Raw genomic sequence first — 24,302 nt, 5'->3', positions numbered from 1 at the left:
ATAGCTTTTGCTGCGGACCCATCATGACCACTTCCCGATTACCCGTGCGCCCGGCCGGCTTAGGCTATTTAATCAACCGGATACAAACGCTGTTTGTCAGCCTGTTGCGGATTTGGACCATCCCTATCGTGCTGATGTTAAGCCTGGCGTCCGGATTCACAACCTATTACGGCCTGTCGCATTTCATTACGCCTTGGATTGCCTTGATCATTACCGTGGCGATCCAATCCATCATTGTAATTTGCTCGCTGGAGATGGCCGGCATTCATTGGGCGGCAAACAGAACGCGATACTTTAGCGTCTTGGGATCTTTGTTGATTGCCATAACGGCTTCCATTACCTTTTCATATTTCAAATTCTACGAAATTTCCGAACGCGAAACCTTGCATATAGAGCGGGTGCAGCGTATTCGCCAGGATATCAAAGCCTATATCGACGCGGTCTTGACTCGAAAAGGCGAGCTACTACAGCAGCAAAAACATGTCTTGGATCGCGCTTCGAATAATGCGAGTAAAGCTTATTTCGGCACTCTGGATCAAATCGGTCCAGGTTTTAAAAACCAAGTGGGCGAAGGGCCTTTCTGGCGGCATTACAATCAAATCTATCAAGAAAAGAAACAGGCATTTCAAGCCCAGGAACAGGCATTTTTGGCATTGGACGGCAAAATTCATGCCGTGCAAGCGAGCCTGGCCGAATTGGATAGGCCAAGTGTGCAGCAGCAAGTTTACGAGGCTGTGCTGAAAAATTTTCAGGACATACAATTTGCCGTCAACCAATTATCCAGCAGTGCCGGTCTGCAATTCCCGGACGCACCTATGCTAATGACGTATTCGCAATTTTCGGAGGAGGTCAAACCTTCCTTTGCGATGTGGCAGGGATTTTCTTGGTTTGCGTTTGCCTGTGCGGCTATGGTGGATTTCTTCACTGTCTTGTTGTCTTATCGGTTGGAATTTACCGCGCCGGGACCACTCACCCAACAAGAAGAAGAATTGGTGTTCGAATGTTTGCGGCAATTCAGCGAATTTCGCATCAACGAAAACGACGAGCTTGAACTGGTCATCGAAAAAACCGAATTGGAAAAAGCACGGCGTTATTCGGATTGGGCGCGCATGTTTGTCGTCGGCCTGCTGTTGAACAGAGGTTTTTTGCGTAAAGTCGATTCCAGAACGGTTGAGTTTGCCCCTAATCTTTATCCACTGATTGCCGAAAAAATGTCCGATAAAATCGCCGCATTGAAAGCGAAAGCAGCGTCCAGCGCCCCGGATAGTTCGCCATGACGCAATCCAAGGACTTGGAAGCTTGGTTTGCCGGCGATGATCTTTGGAGCATGAGTCCGGCGAACTTGGAAGAGTGGGTGGCGGGATTTGACGCCGACAGACAGTTGGTTGTCTTTAAGCTCGGTCCGTTTCAGCATTTGTTTTTACGGCCGGAGCGGTTCAACAAGCGGTTTTATCATCAGATTTATCCGTTGGTTATCGAAAGCTGGCCGTATCGTCGCCAGATCAAGCTATTCGACGATTTTTGCACGCTGAGCGTGGAATTGGACATTCGATTTCAGGCAACTTTGGCATACGCGCGGAGAAACTCCGAATTGCTGGATAATTTAAATCGGCAGATTAAGTCGATTTACGCCGGCGTAGTAGAAGATAGAATCAATTGGGAATTGTCTGCATTGGCGGATGGTTGTTGGGTGCGGGACGGATTGCTTAGGCATGAACGCAATCTTGCCTTATCCATATGCGAAATATTTACCCAGCAACAAATCCAAGCCGAAGCCGTTTGTCGTATGTCGGTTGATTTTGTCGATTTTCCCGAGGTGAAACTGGGAAAGGACAGCGTTTATCTGCATGTGTTAAAAAGGACGTTCGAGATAAACCAAGAAAAACATCAAGAGATGGATAGACAGCAGCAGCTGAATCAGCAGCAAGCGTTGGCAAGTAAACAGCAAGAATTGGAGCATCTCAAACAGCTGATGGAGATGCAACGGCTTATCCAGTTGCAAGAAGCCGAGGCGCAAATCCAATTGCTTCAAGATAAAGAGCAGCAACTCGCTCGGCAGCGTGAAGTGGAAACCCGCCTGCATGCCGAACAAGTCAGGCATGAGCAACATCTAATGGAGTTGAGTCTTGAAATAGAATTGCACGCACGTCAACAGCGCGAAGCCAGACAAAGATTGGCGGAAACTCAAGATTTGGCCAACAATTTAGAACATAAAGCTATGTTGGAAGACAAGCAAACGGCTGCGGAAATTCAGCGACAAGTGACTACTAAACGCCTTTGGGAGGAAAGCGGCGAATCGCTTCAGGGCGGAAATGCTCAAGATCAATAATAAATCGATCAGTCTTTGCTATTATTGGTTGCATTTGTTTCTCGTGCCAATGTCCTTGAAAATGCTGTTACAACTTTCGGGCTTTTTATAAAAAATGTCCGCAGTTGATGGGCGGTCGACTGTGATTGCCTTGTTGCGGCAGTATTCTTATAGGTTTCTTGGCCACTTTGATGGTTATTTCGGTAATTCTTAACGCAGTCATCAAACTTTCATTTCAAATTACCAGCATAGACATCCGCCGGAAAGCAGTCGTGCGGTGTGGCAAGCTTAATTAGAGCACGTTAAAGTAGAAAACCATAATAGTCTAATGCACCTATTGCGGTTTATCCGAATGGGCCGGTGCGATAAAATGAACGGTCGAGTATTTTGATCAACTTGTAATACCAATATGCAGGCATCTTCACAGCCCGTTAAGGTAAGCTGTTTGACGAAGAGAAGCCTCCCAAAATGCGGGTTTTATGTTCGGAATCAGGATCTTGTCTTCCGGGCAAATGGGATGACGGCTTCAAAAAGTCGGCATTGTTAAAACAACGGCTTAGTTCTTGAAAACTAAGTAAACAAAATTATTAAAGAAGAAATCATGAATCCGGCTATGGAGACTGGTGCCAACCAAGAGTATAACCTGTACGATTATTGGTACATTTTGCACGCCAAACGAAAAGTGATTTACCTTTTGATTGTCAGTGCAGTATTGATTGCAACTGTCACAAGTTTGTTGCTTCCTTCGCTTTACGAAGCTCGGGCGGTTTTTTTCGTACCGGCGCGGTCCGATATATTAACTTTATACTCTTCTCAAGATACTCGACAAGTCAGTCGTTCGCCGCTATTGCCGGAATCTCGAGGTGAAGCGCAAATTATCTATTTGGGATTATTAGATAGTGATTATTTACGTGAACGAATCCATGCCATGTTTCCTCAAAAGTCCGTATCCCAAATCAAGCGTAATGTCGATTTTCGCAGCGGAACGAATTTTCAAATTAAAATCCACGTCCGCGATTCCGATCCTAAGCTGGCTATGGATATTGCAAACGCTTATGTTTCTTTATTTAACGAAACTTTAAACGGCTATTCGTTAAAGCTTACGACTGAAAATAAATCGGCCATAGAGAAGGAGTTGGAAGAAACTCAGAAAAAACTCCACGACGCTAAAAGAAGGCTTATAGAATATAAAGCGGAAAATAGAATTGCCATGGAAGACGAAGAATTGAAAAATTTAACGTTGCAACGTGCTCAACATTTAAAGTCCATAGAAGATACTGCGCTGACTTTGCTGGAGATATCCAAAAAGCTGGATAGCTTAAGAAAGCAATATGCAAAAGAAGTTATGGCGTTTTCCAAGTCTTCGGTAGCCTTATCCAATCCTCTCATATCCAATCTTAAACAGCAGATATCTGATTTGGAAGCGCAAATCGCTAGCGCGAAAATTGAGTATAAAGGGCCTCATCCGGAGGTTGAAAAACTGCAAATTCAATACGACCATAAAATAGAGGATTATTTATTGGAGTTACAGCGTATCGAAGATAGCAAAATAAAATCGCCTAATACTCTAATAGAGAACTTGCGTCAAGAAATCGTTCATCTGGAAATAGAGCAAGATAGTTTGTTAGTCAGGAAAACAGGGATCGAAGAGAGAATTAGTCAATTGGAGCAAAAAATAAGTAACGCACCTAAAATACAAATCAATATACATGAATTGAATTTGGATATCGATTTGTATCAAAAGCATCTGGAAACCCTTCAAGTAAACCTGGAAGAAACGATGGCACAGGAAAGAAGAAATATTAACAATGCCGTTGTGGTTGATGCCGCATCGTTGCCCGATCGGCCGATATTTCCCAATTTAATCTTGAATATAATCATGTCGTTCTTCCTGGCGATAATTGCCGGTATAGTTTACGCGTTTGTGCTGGATTTCGTCGATAGGATGAAATTAGATATTCGCGACGACTTGACCGCTATCGAAAACGAAAGCGTATGAAAACTTTAAGTGTTGCTTTAAGACGGCGGATCGAACAAGAAGAAATTTCATGGCTGGTACGCAATATTCAGCAGTCTGAATTTGTGATGTTAGCCGAACAATCGGCCGAGAAGCGTAGAGTTAGATTGGAGATTTTGGGAGCAATTTTATTAGGCTTTTTTATATCTGCTGTTGCAATTATTTCGAATTATTTGATCTTTGTGCGGATGTTGCATGTCAGTTTCTGAGTCCCGAAATTACAGGATCGAGGGCGGTGCTTTTCCAGGATCAACACGCCTATCCGTATTAAGAAGCGAGTTGTTGGATAGGTATCGCCTTACGGTGAGGCAAAAATGGGAAGTGCGGCTTATAAATATATTTAAGCAGCAAGCCAAAAATAATAAAGTTTTTTTTCGAAATCGCTGGTGTTTCGCAAACGACTTGTCGGCTGTAAACGGAAGGGTTTGGAGAGTGGACTCTGCGGCATTGTTGGATATAGGTTTGATTATTACGTTGGGAGTGGTTGTAGATATATTGCTATATATTGTAATATTTCTCGTAATAAGTAACTCTTGATGTAAAATGCCTAGCTCGCTGCCCGACTGATTTTTAGGATAAAATATTGTTATGTTTTTGTTTGTATGCAGCCCGTATTTCTACGAACTTAATGGTTGATTCATGAAATCCAAGATTACGAAAGCGGTAATATTAAATAAAGGTACGATTTCTTGGTTTTCCAAAGGTTCTATTCATGGAATGGAGCCTCCGAGCTTGTTAAATAAACCATTCATCGATTATCAGATAAGAGCGTTACAAAATAATGGAATATCTGATATTCATATGTTGTTGGCCGGAGACGCCGCGCATGATTTATGTCAATACGAAGGCTTGCAAATACATAGGCAAGACGATTTTATGGGAACTGCAGGGGCTCTTTTAACCTTGAAAGATGTATTAAAAGACGAGCCCTTTATTCTGTTGAACGTATCAACGTACATAGATGATGAAAAAGTCAAGGCAATCATTGATGAGTATGCGGAACTTTCCGATAGTTGCGGCGGAGTGTTTGCGGTTTACGAGAGTTTGTCGGATTTTGACTATTCAGAGACTATCAATATATCAAAAACCGGAAGTATTCTAGGAGTTTATCGCGCGCACAGGTCTCAAAACAGGCGCAGCAATAAAGGTCTGGCCGGGTTTTATCTGTTGTCGCCAAAATGTTTTAATTATATTCCGGATAATACTTTTTTTGACCTTAAAGAGCAATTGTTACCTTTTTTGATTAAAAATGGCCTGAAAATTAAAGCATTTATCGTCGACGGCGAATGTTCGGTACTTACGTCCGCCAGTTACCTCAAACTCAAATTTCGGTTGTTACGAGAAGCTCTTGAAGGCGACTATGATAAATTCGGCTTAAAAGATAAAAATACTACGACTATTCATGGTGAGGTCAAAATCGTCGGTGAAGTTGCGTTTGGGGATTTTTGCGATATTCGACAAGGCGTCACCTTGATCGGTCCTGCTTTATTCGGAGACCACTGCATCGTAGATGAGGGAGCGACGATAGTCGGGCCGGTCGTCATCGGCCACAATTGCCGGATCGGCGCCAATGCCTGGCTACAAAGCAGCGTGCTGCACGACGGTGTAGTGTTAGGCGAATATACTCAAGTGCGAAACAGCCTGTTAGGCGAGGGACATCAAGTTGCCGCGGCCGATTCGCGTAACTGCGTCGACGCGTTGATCGACGCTGTTGAAATGCGTCGCAACGACGGCTTCGTAAACCACGAAATGCCGCAACTCATGGAGCATTACGATACCCTGTCCTGTGCATATTCGGTTGCAAAATATCAAATCAAAAAGCGCGTGTTTGACGTGATGCTTGCTTCATCTGTCATTCTATTGACTTTGCCGATTTGGTTGTTGGTGGCGATTGCGATTCGCTTAGAATCCAAAGGCCCTATCTTCTATCTACAAAAACGTTGCGGCATCCACGGTAAAGAATTTCCGATGATCAAGTTTCGCACCATGCAGCCTAATGCGCATCAGCTGCAGGATGGCTTGAGAGAGAAGCTCAACGAGGCGGACGGTCCCGTTTTTAAAATGACTAACGATCCCAGATTAACCAAGGTCGGTAGATTTCTCAGAAAGACCAGTATCGACGAACTTCCGCAATTGATTAACGTTCTACTCGGACATATGAGTTGCGTCGGGCCTAGGCCGTTAGCGATCAAGGAAATGGTTTACAACCCTCACTGGCGTGACTTGCGTTTGATGGTTAAGCCCGGACTCACCGGCTTGTGGCAAGTTTCTTCGCGAGACGATCCAAGATTTCACGCTTGGATAGAAAAGGATATCGATTACGTCAGAAATCAATCGCTTAGGCGGGACATCCGTATTTTGTTCGGAACGATTAAATCGGCTTTACAAGGCGTTTAATTGAATTTGAAAATGTTGATTCGAAAGCGAGATTCCGAGTTGCATCGTTTAGCTGTTAAGTTACTGAATTTTAGTCCGATATTCATTGCGATATTGATAACGGGATGTTCGATTAGTACTCCGGAGATTCAAAGTATTCCTGAGAGTGAATTATTGGCTGTCGATGCCAAGGATTATGCCTTGGATTACGGCGACGAACTGGAAATTAGAATTTATCCGCAAGAGAATTTAACCCGAAAAGTTCGTATCCCGGCGTCTAAAATCATCTATTTTCCGATGGCCGGTGAAATCGATGTCAGCGATAAAGGAGTAAACGAGGTTAGGCGGGTGTTAACCGAAAAATTAAGTCATTATTTAGTCAATCCGCAAGTGAGCGTCGATTTACTTTCGCAACGCAGTAAGAATATCTATGTGCTGGGTGAAGTAACTCAGGCCGGGGCGATTCCCTACGATTCGGCGGTACGTGCGGTGGATGCGGTGACAAGGGCTGGCGGCTTTACATTAAACGCATCCGAGGATAGCGTGGTTTTGATTAGGAATAATCAAAACCAATCGCGCATGAAGGTATTGGATTTAAAAAATATTATCAACGGCGAAGGCGGTATCGATAATGCGGTGCTAAAACCGGGAGATATAGTCTATGTGCCTCGCAGTTTCGTTGCCGATCTCGATAGATTTTTCGAACATGTCCAAAGGGGGCTGATTACCGGATTATTGGTTGAACAAGGTATCGTTTTATACCCATCGGTGGTCGATGCCATTAAAGGCGTAACGAATTCCAGCTCGACAGTTGTCGTTTCACCAAAATAGGACGGACATATTGAATTCAGAAATTAATTTGCCTAAGGTATCGCTATTAGATGATTTGGATACGATTGGGCAATTCAAAGCCGAGTGGGAGCTTTTATGGCAACAGGCAAGCCATAGCACTTTATTCAATAGCGTGGAGTGGTTTCTTACTTGGGCTAAGAGTTTCGCACCGCCGCTGGCGCAAACGCCGTTACATTTCACACGCGCTTATGAGGTTGTTCCGTTTAACCATGCGCAATGGCATCCGCATGTCGTGGTGGTGCGCGATCAGGGCCGTTGCGTCGGAATATTGCCGTTGTTGAGTTTTAAAGGCGTTTGGCGTCGTTGCCCGGCGCGTATCTTGTTGTCTCCCGTCAACAGCCAAGCATGGCGTAGCGGATTTTTGCTTGCCGATGGAGCCGATTGGGCTTATCAAGCTGCATTAGAGTTTTTGCAAGCTAAAGCCGATTGGGACGTATTGTTGCTCGATGGCCTGGAGCGGGAGTTAGGTGTAGAAACCTCTGTACGCTGCAGCGCCGTCAAGCAAAAGTTGTTGGTGGCCAAGCAAGATTTTCCGTGGCGAAACCGTTTCATCCGCCTGTCCGGCGATTGGGAAGAGTATTTGTCGTCCAAAGGTAAACACTTTCGCAAAGGTTTACGTCAGCAGGAAGGTTATCTGGCGCAACTTGGCGAGATCACTGTTGAACGTCATACTTCGGAGCTATCCGGAGACGCGGGTTTGCAAGCTTTTTTCGAGATAGATACGGAGAGCTGGAAAGCCGAGGATGGGGAGAGCGTAGCCGCTACCGCGGAGTTGTCTCAATTTTATACCCGTCTCTATCATGGCCTCGCAGTGAGCGGGCGATGTGAAATCTGGCTGTTGCGTATAGCCGGTGAGCCGGCATCCGCGGTGTTCTGTATTGCCGACAAAAACATCTTCTATGCCTATAAAACTTCGTTCAAACAAAAGTTTTCGTCGGCTCGTTTGTCGCCGGGTCTAATCTTGTTGACCCATTTGATCAAACAGGGATACAGCGCTGGCTATCAGGAAATCGACTTTTTGAGCGACGTGCCTACCGCCCAACGGTTGGCGCCGACTTGGCACGAGTACGACCGTATCGGTATTTACGCAAATCATTGGTACGGGCGTTGGCTTTTTACGCTCGATACTGTACTGCAAACGGTCAAGCCGTTCATCGGCCGGCTCAGGTCAAGTCTTAAGTCTATTTCGCCGCAATCAGTTCAAACGGTAACCGATTAGTCACAATCATTCAGCTTTTCGGCTGTAACCTCACCGATCAAACCGAAACTATCAGAGCATTCAAGCATGAGTAATAAAGTTGCGCGCAAATTTATTTGGATTACCAGTAAACTGGTTGGCCGGTTGCGGCGTTTGCAAACCCGGCTGTTTCAGACAGACGAGCTGGAACAATTACTCGCGGAAATTCCCAGAGCGTTGAGTTCCAACGATTTATCGGGAAAAGTCGTGGTGATCACGGGTTCCTCTCACGGCGTGGGCCAGGTGTTGGCCGCGGCGTTTGCCCAGGCCGGCGCATCGGTGGTTGTCAACGGCAGAAACGCAAGCGAAGTACGGCAAGTCGTGCAAAATATTCAAGCGGCGGGCGGGCGGGCGGAAGGTATAGCCGTCGACATCGCAAGCGAAAGCGGCGCGGCCGAATTGATCAAAGAGTCGGTCGCGCGCATGGGCCGAGTGGATATTTTGATCAACAATGCCGCGATACTTGGACCGGCCGGACAAGGTTTCCACCAGCTGGCTCCCCGGGATTGGTCACGGGTGATCGAAGTCAATCTTAACGGCGCATTTTACTGTGCGCGAGAAGCGGCTATATGGATGGCCGATCATGCGGTGGCCGGGCGTATCATCAATGTGTCGACCGGCGCCGCGCGCATGCCGGCCGAGGGGATAGGCGGGTATTCGGTCAGCAAATGCGCATTGGAAATGATGACGCGGGTGATGGCCCTGGAAGCTGCTAAGTCCGGATTGACGGTGGTCGCGGTCGAGCTTGGTTCCTTGCGTACACCGATGACCAAAGCCTATTTCAATTGGGAAGAGCACCAACTGTTGCCGCCTCCCGAAGCGGTTGTGCCGTTTTTCTTGCACGTTGCGACTGCAGCGGGAGACGCGTTACACGGCAGAATTTTGGCGGCCTGGCGCTATTTGCGCGATCCGCATGGCGAAACCTTGCTGAACGGTCCGCTAGCGGAGTTGGATAAGTTTACGTTTAATCCGGTTTATCGCGACGGTGTTGCCTTAAACCGTTTCGATCCGCAAATAGCCGCTTTGGATAGAGCGGAGAATCCTTTCGGAATGCCGGCAAAAGTCCGCGAGCTATTGCAGGACGCTGGGCAGCGTTTCGATTTTTCGCGCTACCCCGATGAAAATTATCCTTCTCTGCGCACGGCTTTAAGCCAAAAACTGAAACTACCCGAGGATTATTTTACCTTCGGTAATGGTTCGTCCGAATTGGTCGACCGCATTTTGCGAACCTTCGCGTTGCCGGGCGAAGAAGTGTTGTCCAACGACCCTACCTGGTTTATGTTTGACCGGCTGTGCCAAGCCATGGGTATCGTCAATCGCAAAGTGCCGTTTGTAGAAACCGCCGAGGGTTTCGACCACAACTTGCAACAAATGGCGCGCGAGATTCGTTACAACACCCGACTTATCTATTTGATCAACCCCAGCAATCCGCTGGGTGTCGGAATTCGCGCCGAAGCATTCGCGGAATTCTTGCAACAGGTGCCGGCACACATTCCGGTCGTAGTCGACGAAGCCTATCTGGAATACAGTAGCAATCCCGGCACGTTGCGCAGCCATGAAATCGTCGAGCGCTCCGATCGTTTAGTGCTTGGTTTACGCACCTTTTCCAAGTTTTACGGCTTGGCCGGATTACGTATCGGCTATGCGTTCGGCCGGCGCGAGGTGATGCGTTTGTTCGAACGCCTGGAACCCTTGTTTTGCTTGACGCCGTTAGCGGAAGCCGCGGCGGTGGCCGCTCTGCAAGATGCCGAGCATGCGCAACGGACCTTGAACAACGCCGACACCGAGCGCCGGCGGATTCAAGCGCGCTTGGCCGAATCCGGCCTGCGCAGCATGCCCGGGGAAATGAACGTGATGATCGTGGAATGTCCCGTGCCGCCGGAACGGGTCTACCAGGCCTACGATGCGGCCGGCATTTTGATGCCGCGCGGCGTTTGGCAGGAAAAATTCATCATTTTCCCGATTTTCCGGCCGGAGCAAAACGATAGAAACTTGGATATTTTGTTGAACGCTTGAAGGATCGGTCCGTTATGACCAAACTGTCGGTTGGGGATTTTCAGGTCGAAGAGATCAATAACCCCGAATCTCTGCTGGCGCTAAGCGACGAGTGGCGTCAGTTGTTGCAGCGTAGTGCCGTCGATTTAATGTTTTTGACGCCGGAATGGTTGCAAGGTTGCTGGCGGCATTTTTGCTCCGAGTCCTTGCGCCGGTTTGTGCCGGAACTGTTGGCGATTACCGTGCGCGACCCGCAAGGCGAATTGCAAGCATTGGCACCGTTCAAAATTACCGCGCACGATTTTTTCGGTTATCGGCTCAGAGTCGTTTCGTTTTGGGGGGAAGACGCTTCCGATTACAACGATATTCTGCTCAGCCGCGCCGTGTCGCGCGCCAAGGTCACAGCGGCCATCCTCGCTTATTTGCAGCAACAGGCGGCCAGATGGGAGGTTTTGGATTTACGCAATCTTTACGCGGAATCGGACACTTTGACACTGGTTGCCGAGCAATCGAAACGGTTGCAGTGGTTTAACAAAACTGCCGAGGAAAGTTATTGCCGGTTTATTCCGATGCGCGGTGGGTGGGACGATTACTTTGCCGAGTGCTGCAGTGCTCAGGGGCGACGCGATCACCGGAAGGAATGGCGGCGTTTGGAAGCCGTCGCGCCGGTCGAAGTACAACTAGCGGGCGGCGGCGAAGGACTGCACGACTTGCTGGAAACGTTGGCCGATATCGAAAGCCGGCATCCGGGCATCGATAACGCCAGGCCCGGCTTCCTGCGCACCTTTCCGTTTCGTGCCTTCCTGGAAGAGTTTCTGGAAAATCCTGTATCTTCGCAGTGGCTGCGGGTAGTGCTGATGCGTTGCGGCGATGTACCGGTCGCTTATTACCTAACCTTTTTGTATCAAGGCCGCTATTACGCCTATTTGACGTCCTACCGCGACGATTATCGCCGCTACGGAGTAGGGCGCTTGACCTTCATCCGCATGTTGCAACTGTTTTGGGATAGCGGGGCAAGCGAAATCGATCTTTTGCGTGGGGAAGAAGGCTATAAAGCCAACTGGGCTAAGCAAGGGCGGCAGAGTATGCGACTAGCGTCATACCGTAGCGATGTTTCATCGCGTATCGCCGCGTGGCTGTGGTTGAAGCTGTTGCCGGGTATGGAGCGTGGCTTACCGCGTTTGTTTTATGCGTTTACCTTGTTGAACGAAAGCGGCTGGGGCGCAATACGCGCTTGGCTAATGCAACGGTTGGGAATTGGTCGAACGCAACCGGACAAGACGAGCGGCGGCTAACCCCACCGAGCCGGCGGGGTTAGCCTGTTGTTAGGTCAGTGCAGCCGGGTCGAGAAGAAGAAATTCAGGTTTTGTTTGTCCGGGTCCGGAACGATCGAATCGACTTTTAACAATTCGCCGCGGATTAACTGATAAAAGTGATAACCGTGCGGTAGCAATAGAGCCTCGAGGTCGCGTTCGGTGTGGGTGCCGTCTACCACTTCGCAGAAAATGTCCGGTTTATCGGTGGCCAGAATGTGTGCCATGCCGCGCAATACCGCCGGCTCGGTGCCTTCGGTGTCGAGTTTGACGAAATCGACCGGACCCATGTTGAGTCGGCTACTCAGTTCGTCCAGTGTAAATGCCGGAACAGTACGCGCAACTACCGGGATGTCGAGAATTTTGGCTTCGTCGGGTAAGCTGGCGCGGGTGGAAGCGTCGCATTCGGTCGGCGGAATATAAAGGGTGATGTCGCCGCAATAATCGGTAATTGCGTACGGATAAATTTCAGCCCGGGTTTGGTTTAACGCAACATTGCGTTCCAGCGTTTGAAAGACCTCGGGGGCGGGTTCGAACGCGAACAGTTTGGCGTTGGGGGCGGCTTGCTTAAAGCAAAACAAATACAAACCGATGTTGGCGCCGATGTCTACGATGGTTTTCGCTTGGTTGACGATGTTCCAGATCGGCGAATTCGGGTAGAAATCCATTTGCGGAATGCCGTACCAGTAAACCAATCGGGTTAAGGCGCTGGCATTGGAGCCGGCCAGTTGGAATCGATACCCCTCTTCCGGGGAGAAGGCCAAGTCGTTGGGGATAGGCAGTATGCGCCGGCATTTGCCGCTCCATGTGCCGTAATCGTGGCTAATGATATCGGGTAGGTCGTATTTGGAAGGGTGTGCCGATTTGGGAGCGGAGTATCTTAACCGCTGGCGCACGAGGGCGTTAGAACCGAACAGCGATAAGGTTTTTTTTAGTATTTGTTTTGTAATCGGTTTCATAGGCGGCTAACTGGCGAATAATAATGAATAGTGAAACGGCGAGTCATTCTAAGCACAACGATGTGCGGCGTCATCTAGGGCGTGAAAAATATCTTTTACAGATACCGTGTTATTGAAACTAATCGACGTGGCTTAGGCTTGGTGCGCGGATTCGAGTGATGAAAATCGGATTAATTACCTGGGGATTCGATACCGCCGATGGGGTCGGTCGTTGCGTCGTCGAGTCGGCTAAACGCTTGGCGGTGGAGAATCGGGTCACGGTGTTTGCGGCCACTGCCAATCATCCGGAGGTAGCCGGGGTCGAGCTGAAAGTGTTGCCGCTCAGATTGCGCGGCCGTTATCCGCGGGAAATAGAATATCTCTGTAAAATTGCCGGGTTGATCAGATCTGCCGATTGCGACATTTTGCACGCGCATATTCCGGCCTTGATTCCCGCGGATCTGCTTACCTGCCACAGTTTGCCGGCAGCCCTGCTGGAAAACCGGGATTTGCCTTGGAAAGTCAGGGTGCCGTATCAGTTGCAAAACGCCTTGTACCGTTACCATTTAGGCCGGGCTCAAGGGCGCATTGTTGCGGTGTCGGAAAAGGTCAAAAGCGAAATTGTGCAACGTTACGACTACCCCGTGCAGCGTATCAGCGCGATAGCCAATGGCGTGGATCTTGAGCGATTTTCGCCGCAAACGGTGGGCGAACACAGGCTACGGATGCGTAAGCAGTTAGCGCTGGACGACGGCCAATTCGTGTTCATGCTGGTAGGTTCCACCTTACGGTTGAAAGGCATGCATTTTGCCGCCAAGGCCTTGCAGCGTTTACCCGAACGGGCAGTGTTATTGGTGGTTGGGCACGGTAACCCTGCTGAAATGGCGGATGACGCTGAACTGATCGATAGCTTGCAACAAAGCGGACGTTTGCGGTTTGTCGTTCCCGATCAAGATATTGCCGCCTATTACGCCGCAGCGGACGCCTTGATGGCGCCCAGTCAATACGAATCGTTCGGTTTGGTGGTATTGGAAGCCATGGCCTGCGGATTGCCGGTAATCACCGCGTCCACGGTAGGTCTGGCTATCGAGGCAATAGCCGACGGGGTGTCGGGTTTAGTGGTTACCGATCCGGGCGATATAGACGGCCTGGTCGCTAAAGCGAGCTATTTGCTTAGCGATACTACGGTTTCGCGAGCGATAGGTGCTGAGGCCCGTGTGGTCGCCGAACGTTATTCCTGGGAGCGGCACGTCGAGAAAACTCAAGCCTTGTATCGGCAAATTTTGCGTAGCCGCGATTTGTCGAATGCCTCAACGGCCTAAATTTGTTACGGAAAAAACGGTAAAAATAGCGATGACATATATGGTAGAAGTCTGCGGGCTAACCAAAAAATTCGCCCAGCAGAAGCGAATAAGAGACGTGTTTACCGGCAGTGCGCCGCAACAGGTCACGGCGATAGACAACGTGTCTTTTAGTTTGGAAGCCAAAGAAATATTCGGTTTGTTGGGGCCTAACGGTGCCGGCAAGACCACGTTGATCAACATGCTGTGCACCTTGCTGATTCCGACTTCCGGAACCGCGCGGATCAACGGCATAGACGTGCTGAAAGAACCCGGCAAAATACGCCGTTTGGTCGGATTGGTCACCAGTAACGAGCGCAGTTTTTATTGGCCCTTGACCGTACGCCAGAATCTGCATTTTTTCGCGCAGCTATACCGCTTGCCGGACAAGGAAACCTCGCCTTGGATAAACGAAATGCTGGATGCTTTGGACATTGCCCGTTTTGCCGACCGGCGCTTCGACAGTTGCTCCACCGGGGTGCGTCAACGCGTGGCGTTTGCCAGAGCGATGCTGCACCGGCCGCGGATTTTATTCATGGACGAACCGACCAAAGGCCTGGATCCCGTCGCGGCCGTCGAATTGGTGCAATTGATAGAAGATAGGATTTTGAACATGTGGGGACCGACCATCATCATCACCTCGCACAACTTGACCGAAATCGAACAATTGTGTAAGCGGGTGGCGATCATGCAGCGCGGTACGCTGTTGAAATGCGAGGAAATCGAAGCTTTGAAAAGTAGCGTCTCGAAAATCAAAAGTTACGTTCTGGAATTGGCCGGTGCGCCGGAAGCCTTTTTGCCGCAGCTCAGCGCGCTGGACGGGATCGTCAACATCAACACGGTGCGCGATGCCGCCAGCACGCGCTTCGAGATCGAAACCAACGGTCGGCCCGGTCTGGTTTCGGAGATGTTGAGAAACGTGTTGGCCAACGGTGCCGACGTCATGCATTGCAGCGAAGTGCCGGTATCGTTGCAGGATGTATTTAGCAGGGTTATTGCGTCGGCAAGACAAGGGGGATAAATGGGACGAATCGCATTGGCGTTTTTACGGCGCGACTTTTTATTGGCCGTCAGTTACCGGGGCGCTTTCATCTTGCAACAACTGGGTATCGCCTTCGGGGTGCCGGTGCTGTATTTCATCAGCCAGGTCATGGAGGGCGGCCAAGCCGATTCGCTGGCGCAATACGGCGGTAAATATTTCCCGTTTTTGCTGCTGGGCGTCGCGTTCCAAGATTTCATTACCGTGAGCCAGTCTTCGTTCACTACCAGCATCCGCGAACATCAATTCATGGGGACCTTGGAGATCGTCATGCTGTCGCCGACGCCGGTACCGTTGATTTTAATTTTCTCGTCGCTGTGGGGTTATATTTTTACCTCGTTCCGCTTTGTGATTTATTTACTGTGCGGCTTTTTGTTCGGGCTGGACTTAAGTGCCGCCAACGTGCCGGGATTTTTATTGATTCTCGTGTTGTCGGTAGCCAGCATGGCTTCGTTGGGGATTTTGATCGCGGCGGCGACCTTGATCATCAAACGCAGCGAGGGTATCAACCTGATGATGACCGGTATCAGCTTGGCCTTCGGCGGGGTGGCTTATCCGGTTACCCTGCTGCCCGATTGGCTGCAATGGGTGCCGAAAGTCATACCGTTCAGCTATGCCTTGCAAGGCATGCGTTCTTCACTGTTGACCGGCGCCGGGGTGCTGGAACTGCTACCGGCGATCAACGCCTTGGCATTGTTTTCGGTCGTGTTGCTGCCCATCGGTTTGTATGCCTTCTCGCTAGCGACCCGCTATGCGAAGATCAACGGTACCTTGGGTCAATATTGACGGGTGAAACATGGCTGGTTTCCGCAGAATTATCGGCGATTGCTTGCGCAAGTTGCATGTCGAAGACAGAGTCAAGCAATTTCTCAAGGCCAAGCAACTTTGGGATAGGTACGAAACCCCGCCGCAGCTGATAGCCTGGCCGGATGGCCAGCGTATATTGGTGTTGGCGCCGCATATGGACGACGAAGTCATAGGCTGTGGCGGTACTCTGCGCAAATGCGTGCTAGCCGGCAAACAGGTTAAGGTAGCGTTCATGACCGACGGCCGGTTCGGCGACGACCGCTTGGCCCATCTGAGCGGACAGGCTTTCCAGGATTTGCAGCAGGAATTGATCCGGACCCGCAAACGGGAAGCCTTGCGTGCCGGCGAAATTTTAGGCGTGGAACCGCCGATTTTTTTCGACGCCGTCGACGCGCAGCTGCAATCGACCGACGTCATCCGCCGGCAATTGCGCCAGGTGCTGGACGAGTTTCGGCCGGACGCGGTATTCACGCCGTTTTTTACCGAAGACCACAAAGATCACCGGCAAACCACGCAAGTGCTGCTGGATACCGTGGAAACCGGCGATTATCGATTCGACTGTTATTGTTACGAAGTCTGGACTCCGTTATTTCCAAACTGTTTGGTCGATATCAGCGACACCATGGCCTGCAAACGGGAAGCCTTGCAAGCCCATGCCAGTCAATTACAGGGTATAGATTATCAGCGGGCCATGGATGCCTTGACCCGCTATCGCGCCATGCGCATTAGCCGCGACGGCTATGCTGAAGCGTTTTTTCGCCTGCCGATGGCGGAGATGCGGGCATTTGCCGAGCGATTGGCGACTGCCGGTTAAGGGTTAGATGAAAATCCTGCATATCCATGATCGGCCGGCGGGATACGGCGGCGGCGAAGTGTATTTTGCCGAGGTTGTTGCCGGCCAATTGCAACGAGGGCATCAGGTCGCTACCTTGCATCTTCTGGCAGCGGACGCCGGCGAATCCAGCCGGCCGGGCAAGCATGTTCTACACAAGCCGCACGGTTATTTCAAAGGCCTGGCTAAACTGCCGCGGCTGCTGCAAATCGTCGAGCAGGAAGCGCCCGACGTCATTCATTTGCATTGTTTGTTTACCCCGGTCTGGTTGCGAGCCTTGCTTAGTGCGTATCCGCTGGTGCTCACCCTGCACAGTGTCGAAATGTTGTGTTTTCTATCGTCCAAGATACGGGCGGACAACCGGCAAATTTGTCGGTCCGCTATGGGGTGGCGCTGCATCGCCAGCGGTTGTTATAAACCCTTGCAATTCGGCGGCTGGCTGTACGGCCCTTATCAGGCCTGGCTGCGTTATCGGTTATTGCGCATGTTGCCGCGCTTGCACAAATTGATTGCCCCGTCCGCCAGCATGGCGGAAGAGTTGCGGTTAGTCGGCGTGCCGGCCGAGCGGATTGCGGTGGTGCCGCATTTCACCGCCTTGCCGCAGGTTGGCGTTTCAGACACTAAGCGCTCAGCCGGGCAATTATTATTCGTCGGCCGCTTTAGCTGGGAAAAAGGCGTTAGCGAATTCGTAGACATGCTAAACCGGCTGCAAACCCCGGGCTGGCAAGCCACCATGGTAGGGGAGGGACCTATGCTGGCAGAGCTTGAGCAGCGTTTGGCCGAGGCCGGATTAACCAGCCGGGTGCGATTGGCCGGTAAAGTGGCGCGCGAAGCGATGCCGCAGGTTTACCAGCAAGCGGACCTGCTGGTGGTGCCCTCTCAGGTGCCGGAAGCGTTCGGCCTGGCCGGCATCGAGGCCATGGCGGCCGGCCGGCCGGTAGTGGGTTTCGATATCGGCGGTATCCGCGATTGGCTGGCGCATGAAACCAGCGGATTTTTGGTCGAGGCCGGCGATCGGCAGGGGCTGGCGCGGCGGGTAGACCAACTGTTGCAAGACGACGCACTCAGAACCCGCATGGGCGAGGCGGCCGGACGGCGGGCTAAAGAACTGTATAGCCTGCCGGTGCATTTACAGCGCTTGCAGAGCGTCTACGAGGAAGCCGCCGGAGCCGCACGATGAGTTTACGTATCGGTATCGACGGCTTACCCTTGCAGATCCCGGGCAACCGTACCGGAGTTTATCAATATACCTGGCGCTTAGTGGACAATCTGCAGCAGATTGACCGGCAGAACGCCTATCGGCTGTTGTTCTTCAGTTGCCGCGACCGGGCGAGTCGGGAGTTGGTCGCATCTTACCGGTTTCAAGCCAATTTTGATAAAAGCCTGTTCCGCACGCCTTACCGCTTGATACACGCGCTGGGCGAATATGCACCGTCGTTGGCCGGGTTGGGCGGGCGATTCGACGTCTATCACGGGCCGGCTTTTCGCCTGTTGCCCAAGGCTTATTACAAGAAGTCGGTAGCGACCATTCACGACATCAATTTCTTGCAACATCCGGAATTGTTCCCCGATCCGCGCGGTTTGGAAAATTATCGGCGCGAGACCGCATACGCCGTGCAACATGCGGACGTATTGCTGACCGTATCCAATTTTACTCGAGACGAAGTCATGCAGGCTTACCGCATAGGCAGCGACCGCATTCGGGTGATTTATCCGGGGATAGGCGAAGAGTTTCACGATCGCCACGATGCGAGGCTACTGCAAGCGATGCAAGACCGCTTGGGCATACGCGGCCCTTATTTGTTATTCGTCGGGTTGCAGGAGCCGAAAAAAAATCTGCTTCGCTTGCTTAGAGCGTTCGCCCAGGCGAGAAGCGAGTTTGCCCGGCCGCACCGGTTGGTGCTGGCCGGCGCGCCGGGGCCCGACACAGACGCCATCCGTAAGCTGATAGCGGAACTCAAGCTGGGCGACGCTGTGTTGTTGGCCGGTCACGTGGCCCGCGCGGATTTGCCGCTGTTATACGCCGCTGCCGCGGCCTTCGTGTTTCCGTCTTTGTACGAAGGCTTCGGCATCCCGGTATTGGAAGCCATGGCCAGCGCCACGCCGGTGATTACCTCCGATGTGGCGTCGCTACCGGAAGTGTTGGGCGGCGCCGGCTATTTGGTCAATCCCTTGGCTGTCGACGAATTGGCGCAAGCCATGGTTCGCTTGTTGGCGGACAGCGAAGGCACGGCGCGACTGGTTGCCCGTGGTTTGGAAAGGGCTCGACAGTTTTCTTGGCTAAACATGGCCGAACAAACCTTGCAACTTTATCGAGACCTATGAGATGTCCACGCTAAATATCCACATGTTGTACGACTTGCCGGTCGGCGCTTACCACCATTATTGTGCCTTGTTGTGCAATGCGTTGGCAGCCCGGGGAGAGGTCGGGCAAGTCGCATTGACGGCGGTGTTTTCCGAGCGCCGGCGGGTAGATGTCGATCCGGAAGAAATGGATTTGGTCGATCCCAAAGTAGCCATGGTGATTTTAGGACCAGGCGGCGGTATTAAATTCAGCCGTTATTATCGATTCTTCTCCAATTTTGTCCGGCATTGGCTGGCGCTGAAAAATGACGGCTGCACCTTGGTGCATTTACATACCGCTACCGGCTTGAACGCCTTGGATTTAGGGTTGTTGCTGGCATACAAACTCAAGGGTATCCCGATTGTGCGCACCATACACGAGCTGACCGCCGCCGAACGTTTAGCGCATCCTAGCGGATACGAATTGTGGTTCGGCCGCTTGTTACTCCGATTGACCGATGCGGTCATCGTGCACGATCCGCGCAACATCCCGCTAGTGCGCGCCGCCTTGGGCCGCGACGGCACCCCGGTGGCGGCGATACCGCACGGCAATTATCTGGTGTTTCGCAAATACATGCCGCACGGCTCCCAACAAGAGGCACGCGCCGCTAACGAAAAACCGGTCGTGTTGTTTTTAGGCGTCAAACGCCATAAAGGCATAGAGGTCTTTCTGGAGGCAATGCGCCAATTGCAAGCCGAGCAATTTCCGGTTCAAGGCATAGTCACCGGACGGATCAATCCCGGCGACGAAGATTTGCTGGCGCAGATAGAACAATTGGCTAACGTAAAGCAGGACGCCAGCTATGTGCCTAATCACGATATGTGGCGGATTTATACGCAGGCCGACGTAGTGGCAATGCCGTATTTGAAGGGTACGACCAGCGGTGCCGTGCATCTGGCATACGCGTTCGAGCGGCCGGTCATCGCGTCGGATATCGATTGTTTCAAAGGCATAGTCAGCGACGGTGAGACCGGCTTGATCGTCGCGCAAGGCGATGCTGCGGCCCTGGCGGCGGCGATCAAGCGCTTATGCGAGGATCAAAATTTGTGCCGTCGTTTGGGGCGGGCCGGGTTCGAGCGGGTCAGTTCCGGCGAATACAGTTGGGAGGCTATCGCCCAGGATACGCTCAAGCTTTATCGGCAAGCCTTAGCGTCCGAGGTTTAGGGCGGCAACTCGCGCTTCCGGTTTACGGACGCTCACAGCCCGCAACGGTCGGAGGACGATCAGCGCGGAGCCTTCGATGATGCCGAATAGCAGCCATAGTGTGCCTTCGTAAGCCATGGGTTCGGAGAACATGTGGATAATCAACGGCAAAAGTCCCAATAAATAGCCTTTGAATATCCATTTTTCCGGTACGTTCGGCAAGCGCAGCACCCGGATTACCCGAGCGATGATGAAAGTCACGATGCCTAAATAAATCAACGCGCCGAACACGCCCAATTCGGTGGCCATTTGGCCGAAGGCATTGTGGACCGGGTAGGCGACGGTAAATATGCCTTCCTGGAATAAGTTGCCGGACGCGTTGGCGAAGTTTTGCACGCCCATGCCGATCAATGCCTGCCTATCCAATACCTCCATGGCCAATTCCAGCAGGCGCAAGCGTACTTCGCCGGACGAACTGGCATAGTTCTTCATCAAGCGGTACATGAATTCCAACAGTCCGGACCAGTAGCAGACAATCAGAACGAAGCCTATGGCCGCGGTGTAATGAATGGTTAAGGCCGGGCGGTTGAAGTAAATGAACAGCAGCATCACCAAGGCTAAGCCGGAAAGGGACGATGCGCTCCAGGTCAAGGTGATGCCGGCGCAATTCAGTAAAAACGCCAGTATGTAAAACCATTTCCACGTTGCCGACTTGGCGTTGGCGATGGCGAACAGCACCAGGCCGGCGCAGAACAACAAATAATCGTTCAAGCCGGCCGGGTTGGGGAAGAAGGCGGTCGAACGCGGCATGACGCCGAACGGCGTGGGTTTTAAATATCCCATGGCTTGCGATTCGCCGATGCCGGTGGTCCATAATATGCCCCACACCCAAAACACCACGGTTTGGCCGATGGCAACCAACGAGGAAAACACGCTGGCCGCGATCAAGGCGTAAGTGGTATGTTCGATCAATGGCCGGCGCCGGAGTAAAGCGACCACCGCGAAAAACAGCGCGAACTTCTCTGAAATGGCGATCAAGCCGCCTATCGGCGGCCGGTTGATCAGCGCCAGTACTGCCAGAAACATCAAGCCCAACGCGGCGAACATGATGGGACTGATTTGTACCGGCGCGCGCGATTCGGTAGCGGCGATGAACAGCCACAGCGCAAACAAGCCGACCGAGGATACGTCCAGCACGTCCAACGAACCTATGCCGACTCCGCTAAACTGGCTGGCGGCGACAATGAACACCAAGAGGCTGAGATCTTTGTGACGATACAGTCTTGGGCCGTTCAGCGCTAGAGCCGCGATCAGCACGACAAGACCAGCCAAAACCGCGGTCAGAAAATACGGGAAGCGGTTGAAGCCGAAGGTAAAGCTTAGAATCGGGTCGGCGCAAATCCATCCGGCGACCAGTGCGCCTATCGCCACGATTTGCCAAGACACGGATTTAGCCATGGGCGCTTGCCGGCTTGGAATCGCCGTTCAGCAAGCCGACGGCCGCGGCGGCGACTTCGTCCACATCGATATTCTCGATCGGATTGCGAGTCGTGCGGTCGAATTCTTGAAAAGGCTGATGCAAGAACACTTGTTCCGCCGAGGCCTTGTGCAATGCGATGCAATTGTCGCTGGTGCAGATAACTTGCGCCGGCAAAGTGTAACCGAATAAACCGATGCAGGGCACGCCGACGGCCAGCGCCAAATGCAAGGGACCGGAGTCGTTGCCTATGAACAGATCGGCTGCGGTCATGACGGCGGCCAATTGGGTCAGCGTGGTTTGGCCGGATAGATCGACCACGTTGTCCAGCGCGGCTTCGGAGATCACCCAACGGTTTAATGCCGTTTCCGCCGTTGTGCCCAACAATAAGAACAGGCAAGGCCGTTGCCGGGACAGGGTTTGCAGCAGCTGTGCATAGCGTTGCTGCGGCCATCGCAGCTCCGGTCGCCAATGATTGCCGGCCTGCACGACGACAATCGCTTGTTCGGGGTTTTGCCGGAGCGAGGCCAACAGTTGGCGGGCGAAATCCCGGTCCGCCGCGGCAATTTCCAAGCCGACCGGCGTTTGCTCCGCAATGCCGAGCGCGTTTAACAGGTCGAGGTTTTGGCGGACGATAGCGATTCGGTCCTGCAGCTCGACTTTGACGGTATTTAAAAAACCGGCGCCTGCCCGTTCGAAGCCGGCGCGGCAAGGAGCGCCGCAAACCCAGGCTAAAATTGCATTCTCCAGCATTCCTTCGCCGCGCGCCGGGTTTATAATAAGATCGAAGCGCTGTTTTCGTAGCGAGTGCATTAATCGCAGTTTGGCGGATAAGCCTTTGTGTTGCTTTAAGGGTTCGTACGCGAAGCGTGGGTTGGGTCTGTATTGTTCGGGCAACAATTGATAAACGGTTTCCGGAAACGGGCTGAGGCTGGCAATATAGGCGTCGGGAAATCGCTCGCGCAGGGCGGTGATAACCGGAAATACCCGGATGATGTCGCCTATCCCGCCGGCTTGAAAAACCAATATTCGCTTGAAATCCCCATTGTCAGGCTGGTGGGAAAATAAAAAGCCGATATATTTTCCGCACCAAGCTATTATTTTTAATAGTAACTTCATATTAATATAGAGATATTCGACGATGAAAATCGGAATCGACGGAAGATTGGGTTATAAGGAAGGAATAGGCCGATATTTATTCGAATTAGTCGAAAATTTGGCGGAGTTGGCTCCCGATTACCGGTATATATTATACTTTAATGCCGAGCACAGCGATTACTATACACAACACGCACCGAGAAGGCAAAACATCGAATGGCGCTTCATAGCCGGCGCGGCCTTTCGCGGCCGGGAGCAATGGAACCTGATCCAAGCGGTAAAAGCCGATAAAGTCGATCTCTATCATGCCACCTTCGAATACGGCGCCCCGCTGTGGCTGGATGCACCGCTGATATTAACCGTTCACGACGCTTATTTCCTGCCACCGGCAAAATCGAAAGAATATTTTCGCTCGTTTTCCACCTATTTATATTATCAGCTGATGATGGCCTACGGCTTGGTTAAAGCCAAGCGGGTAATTACCGTGTCTAATTTCGTGCGCAATAAAATAATCGGCCACTCGGCGTTTTATTCTAAGTTTAAAAATAAAATTAGCGCCGTCCATAATGGAGTCGGTTCGGAGTTTAATCTAAACGGCGACGACGATGCCGGTATTACCGGCAAATACGGCTTGGACCGTTACTTCCTTTACGTCGGTGCCTTGACCAATCACAAGAACATCTTCGGTTTGTTGTCCGGTTACGCTTATGCGGTGCGGCAGATGCCGGACTGCCCGCGTCTGGCGGTAGCCGGCAAGCCGAATAAAAGTCTATGGAATTTGTCGGAGCTGTTGGAAAAGCAGGGCATAGTCGATAAGGTATCGTTTCTGGGCTACGTGCCTAACGAAGAGTTGCCCGGCTTGTTCCGTCGGGCATTGGCGTTCGCCTTTCCGTCCCTGCACGAGGGTTTCGGCATTCCGGTGCTGGAAGCCATGGCCTGTGGTACGCCGGTGATTACCTCCGACCGCACCGCACTACCGGAGGTGGCCGGCGATGCGGCATTGTTGGTCGACCCGCACAGTCCGGAGGCCATCGGCAACGCCATGCTCAATCTTTGCCGGGATCCGGCCTTGGCCGCCGAATTGCGCGCAAAAGGCCTGGCCAGGGCCGGACAGTTTTCCTGGCGCAAAATGGCGGCCGAGACTTTGACTCTATACCGTGCGGTTTTGTCCGGCAGTTCCCATTAA

20 protein-coding genes are annotated in these 24,302 nt (G+C 51.6%); 17 read left to right on the top strand and 3 right to left on the bottom strand.

Annotated elements, in window-relative coordinates:
* Positions 1-23 precede the first annotated feature (23 nt).
* From AB0A83_RS15135 to AB0A83_RS15095, 9 genes are all read left to right on the top strand, one after another.
* The gene (locus AB0A83_RS15135) at positions 24-1,277 is read left to right on the top strand and encodes a hypothetical protein (RefSeq protein ID WP_367154609.1); all 1,254 of its coding nucleotides are present in this window, start codon (positions 24-26) and stop codon (positions 1,275-1,277) included.
* Positions 1,274-2,329, top strand: a complete 1,056-nt coding sequence (locus tag AB0A83_RS15130) for a hypothetical protein (protein ID WP_367154608.1) — start codon at positions 1,274-1,276, stop codon at positions 2,327-2,329. Before AB0A83_RS15135 ends, AB0A83_RS15130 begins: the two co-directional genes overlap by 4 nt.
* A 580-nt stretch (positions 2,330-2,909) precedes the next feature.
* Positions 2,910-4,307: a GNVR domain-containing protein gene (locus AB0A83_RS15125; protein WP_150049847.1), complete on the top strand. Its 1,398-nt coding sequence runs from the start codon at positions 2,910-2,912 to the stop codon at positions 4,305-4,307.
* Complete coding sequence (locus AB0A83_RS15120) at positions 4,304-4,534, top strand: hypothetical protein (RefSeq protein WP_150049846.1); 231 nt, start codon at positions 4,304-4,306, stop codon at positions 4,532-4,534. Before AB0A83_RS15125 ends, AB0A83_RS15120 begins: the two co-directional genes overlap by 4 nt.
* 430 nt (positions 4,535-4,964) lie before the next feature.
* The gene (locus tag AB0A83_RS15115) at positions 4,965-6,722 is read left to right on the top strand and encodes a sugar transferase (protein WP_150049844.1); all 1,758 of its coding nucleotides are present in this window, start codon (positions 4,965-4,967) and stop codon (positions 6,720-6,722) included.
* Positions 6,723-6,875: 153 nt separating this feature from the next.
* Positions 6,876-7,532 (top strand): polysaccharide biosynthesis/export family protein, encoded by a 657-nt coding sequence (locus AB0A83_RS15110; RefSeq protein WP_190303165.1) that lies wholly within the window; start codon positions 6,876-6,878, stop codon positions 7,530-7,532.
* A gap of 10 nt (positions 7,533-7,542) precedes the next feature.
* Complete coding sequence (locus AB0A83_RS15105; protein ID WP_190303164.1) at positions 7,543-8,772, top strand: GNAT family N-acetyltransferase; 1,230 nt, start codon at positions 7,543-7,545, stop codon at positions 8,770-8,772.
* A gap of 66 nt (positions 8,773-8,838) precedes the next feature.
* Positions 8,839-10,806 (top strand): SDR family NAD(P)-dependent oxidoreductase, encoded by a 1,968-nt coding sequence (locus AB0A83_RS15100; RefSeq protein ID WP_150049838.1) that lies wholly within the window; start codon positions 8,839-8,841, stop codon positions 10,804-10,806.
* Between the two features lie 14 nt (positions 10,807-10,820).
* On the top strand, positions 10,821-12,080 hold the full coding sequence (locus tag AB0A83_RS15095; protein WP_150049836.1) for a GNAT family N-acetyltransferase: 1,260 nt from the start codon (positions 10,821-10,823) through the stop codon (positions 12,078-12,080).
* 35 nt (positions 12,081-12,115) lie between these two features.
* Here the strand turns inward: AB0A83_RS15095 and AB0A83_RS15090 are convergent, their stop codons facing one another.
* Positions 12,116-13,057: an FkbM family methyltransferase gene (locus tag AB0A83_RS15090; RefSeq protein ID WP_150049834.1), complete on the bottom strand. Its 942-nt coding sequence runs from the start codon at positions 13,055-13,057 to the stop codon at positions 12,116-12,118.
* Between the two features lie 158 nt (positions 13,058-13,215).
* Between AB0A83_RS15090 and AB0A83_RS15085 the strand changes: the two genes are divergently transcribed.
* The 7 genes from AB0A83_RS15085 to AB0A83_RS15055 are packed head-to-tail and all read left to right on the top strand — an operon-like array spanning position 13,216 to position 20,562.
* Positions 13,216-14,358, top strand: a complete 1,143-nt coding sequence (locus tag AB0A83_RS15085) for a glycosyltransferase family 4 protein (RefSeq protein ID WP_367154607.1) — start codon at positions 13,216-13,218, stop codon at positions 14,356-14,358.
* Positions 14,359-14,389: 31 nt separating this feature from the next.
* Positions 14,390-15,397 carry an ABC transporter ATP-binding protein gene (locus AB0A83_RS15080; RefSeq protein ID WP_190303163.1) on the top strand — a complete coding sequence of 336 codons (1,008 nt, stop codon included), beginning with the start codon at positions 14,390-14,392 and terminating at the stop codon, positions 15,395-15,397.
* Positions 15,398-16,201, top strand: a complete 804-nt coding sequence (locus AB0A83_RS15075) for an ABC transporter permease (RefSeq protein WP_150049828.1) — start codon at positions 15,398-15,400, stop codon at positions 16,199-16,201.
* Positions 16,202-16,211: 10 nt separating this feature from the next.
* Entirely contained in the window at positions 16,212-17,036 is an 825-nt protein-coding gene (locus tag AB0A83_RS15070; protein WP_367154606.1) for a PIG-L deacetylase family protein, read from the top strand.
* A gap of 7 nt (positions 17,037-17,043) precedes the next feature.
* The gene (locus tag AB0A83_RS15065) at positions 17,044-18,234 is read left to right on the top strand and encodes a glycosyltransferase family 4 protein (protein WP_367154605.1); all 1,191 of its coding nucleotides are present in this window, start codon (positions 17,044-17,046) and stop codon (positions 18,232-18,234) included.
* Positions 18,231-19,379, top strand: a complete 1,149-nt coding sequence (locus AB0A83_RS15060) for a glycosyltransferase family 4 protein (RefSeq protein ID WP_367154604.1) — start codon at positions 18,231-18,233, stop codon at positions 19,377-19,379. The genes AB0A83_RS15065 and AB0A83_RS15060 overlap by 4 nt, the downstream gene beginning before the upstream one ends.
* Position 19,380: 1 nt before the next feature.
* A complete protein-coding gene (locus tag AB0A83_RS15055; RefSeq protein ID WP_367154603.1) occupies positions 19,381-20,562 on the top strand; it encodes a glycosyltransferase family 4 protein in 1,182 nt (393 codons plus the stop codon).
* On the opposite strand, the gene AB0A83_RS15050 is transcribed toward AB0A83_RS15055, so the two are convergent.
* A complete protein-coding gene (locus tag AB0A83_RS15050; RefSeq protein WP_367154602.1) occupies positions 20,545-21,999 on the bottom strand; it encodes an O-antigen ligase family protein in 1,455 nt (484 codons plus the stop codon). The genes AB0A83_RS15055 and AB0A83_RS15050 overlap by 18 nt on opposite strands.
* A complete protein-coding gene (locus AB0A83_RS15045) occupies positions 21,992-23,137 on the bottom strand; it encodes a glycosyltransferase family 9 protein (RefSeq protein WP_367154601.1) in 1,146 nt (381 codons plus the stop codon). Before AB0A83_RS15045 ends, AB0A83_RS15050 begins: the two co-directional genes overlap by 8 nt.
* A gap of 22 nt (positions 23,138-23,159) precedes the next feature.
* Here AB0A83_RS15045 and AB0A83_RS15040 point away from each other — a divergent pair, with 22 nt between their 5' ends.
* Positions 23,160-24,302, top strand: a complete 1,143-nt coding sequence (locus AB0A83_RS15040; RefSeq protein WP_150049814.1) for a glycosyltransferase family 1 protein — start codon at positions 23,160-23,162, stop codon at positions 24,300-24,302.

Origin of the sequence: Methylomonas sp. HYX-M1 (genome assembly GCF_040741385.1) — a bacterium.
GTDB classification, from domain to species: Bacteria; Pseudomonadota; Gammaproteobacteria; order Methylococcales; family Methylomonadaceae; genus Methylomonas; species Methylomonas rhizoryzae.
The sequence above is the reverse complement of the archived record's forward strand: the minus strand, read 5'-3'. Positions and strand labels throughout refer to the sequence as shown.

Coding starts and splice junctions, on each gene's coding strand:
- AB0A83_RS15070 (WP_367154606.1), top strand. CDS start 16,212: ATGGCTGGTTTCCGCAGAATTATCGGCGATTGCTTGCGCAAGTTGCAT.
- AB0A83_RS15085 (WP_367154607.1), top strand. CDS start 13,216: ATGAAAATCGGATTAATTACCTGGGGATTCGATACCGCCGATGGGGTC.
- AB0A83_RS15040 (WP_150049814.1), top strand. CDS start 23,160: ATGAAAATCGGAATCGACGGAAGATTGGGTTATAAGGAAGGAATAGGC.
- AB0A83_RS15120 (WP_150049846.1), top strand. CDS start 4,304: ATGAAAACTTTAAGTGTTGCTTTAAGACGGCGGATCGAACAAGAAGAA.
- AB0A83_RS15060 (WP_367154604.1), top strand. CDS start 18,231: ATGAGTTTACGTATCGGTATCGACGGCTTACCCTTGCAGATCCCGGGC.
- AB0A83_RS15045 (WP_367154601.1), bottom strand. CDS start 23,137: ATGAAGTTACTATTAAAAATAATAGCTTGGTGCGGAAAATATATCGGC.
- AB0A83_RS15095 (WP_150049836.1), top strand. CDS start 10,821: ATGACCAAACTGTCGGTTGGGGATTTTCAGGTCGAAGAGATCAATAAC.
- AB0A83_RS15115 (WP_150049844.1), top strand. CDS start 4,965: ATGAAATCCAAGATTACGAAAGCGGTAATATTAAATAAAGGTACGATT.
- AB0A83_RS15135 (WP_367154609.1), top strand. CDS start 24: ATGACCACTTCCCGATTACCCGTGCGCCCGGCCGGCTTAGGCTATTTA.
- AB0A83_RS15055 (WP_367154603.1), top strand. CDS start 19,381: ATGTCCACGCTAAATATCCACATGTTGTACGACTTGCCGGTCGGCGCT.
- AB0A83_RS15080 (WP_190303163.1), top strand. CDS start 14,390: ATGACATATATGGTAGAAGTCTGCGGGCTAACCAAAAAATTCGCCCAG.
- AB0A83_RS15125 (WP_150049847.1), top strand. CDS start 2,910: ATGAATCCGGCTATGGAGACTGGTGCCAACCAAGAGTATAACCTGTAC.
- AB0A83_RS15130 (WP_367154608.1), top strand. CDS start 1,274: ATGACGCAATCCAAGGACTTGGAAGCTTGGTTTGCCGGCGATGATCTT.
- AB0A83_RS15100 (WP_150049838.1), top strand. CDS start 8,839: ATGAGTAATAAAGTTGCGCGCAAATTTATTTGGATTACCAGTAAACTG.
- AB0A83_RS15050 (WP_367154602.1), bottom strand. CDS start 21,999: ATGGCTAAATCCGTGTCTTGGCAAATCGTGGCGATAGGCGCACTGGTC.
- AB0A83_RS15065 (WP_367154605.1), top strand. CDS start 17,044: ATGAAAATCCTGCATATCCATGATCGGCCGGCGGGATACGGCGGCGGC.
- AB0A83_RS15090 (WP_150049834.1), bottom strand. CDS start 13,057: ATGAAACCGATTACAAAACAAATACTAAAAAAAACCTTATCGCTGTTC.
- AB0A83_RS15075 (WP_150049828.1), top strand. CDS start 15,398: ATGGGACGAATCGCATTGGCGTTTTTACGGCGCGACTTTTTATTGGCC.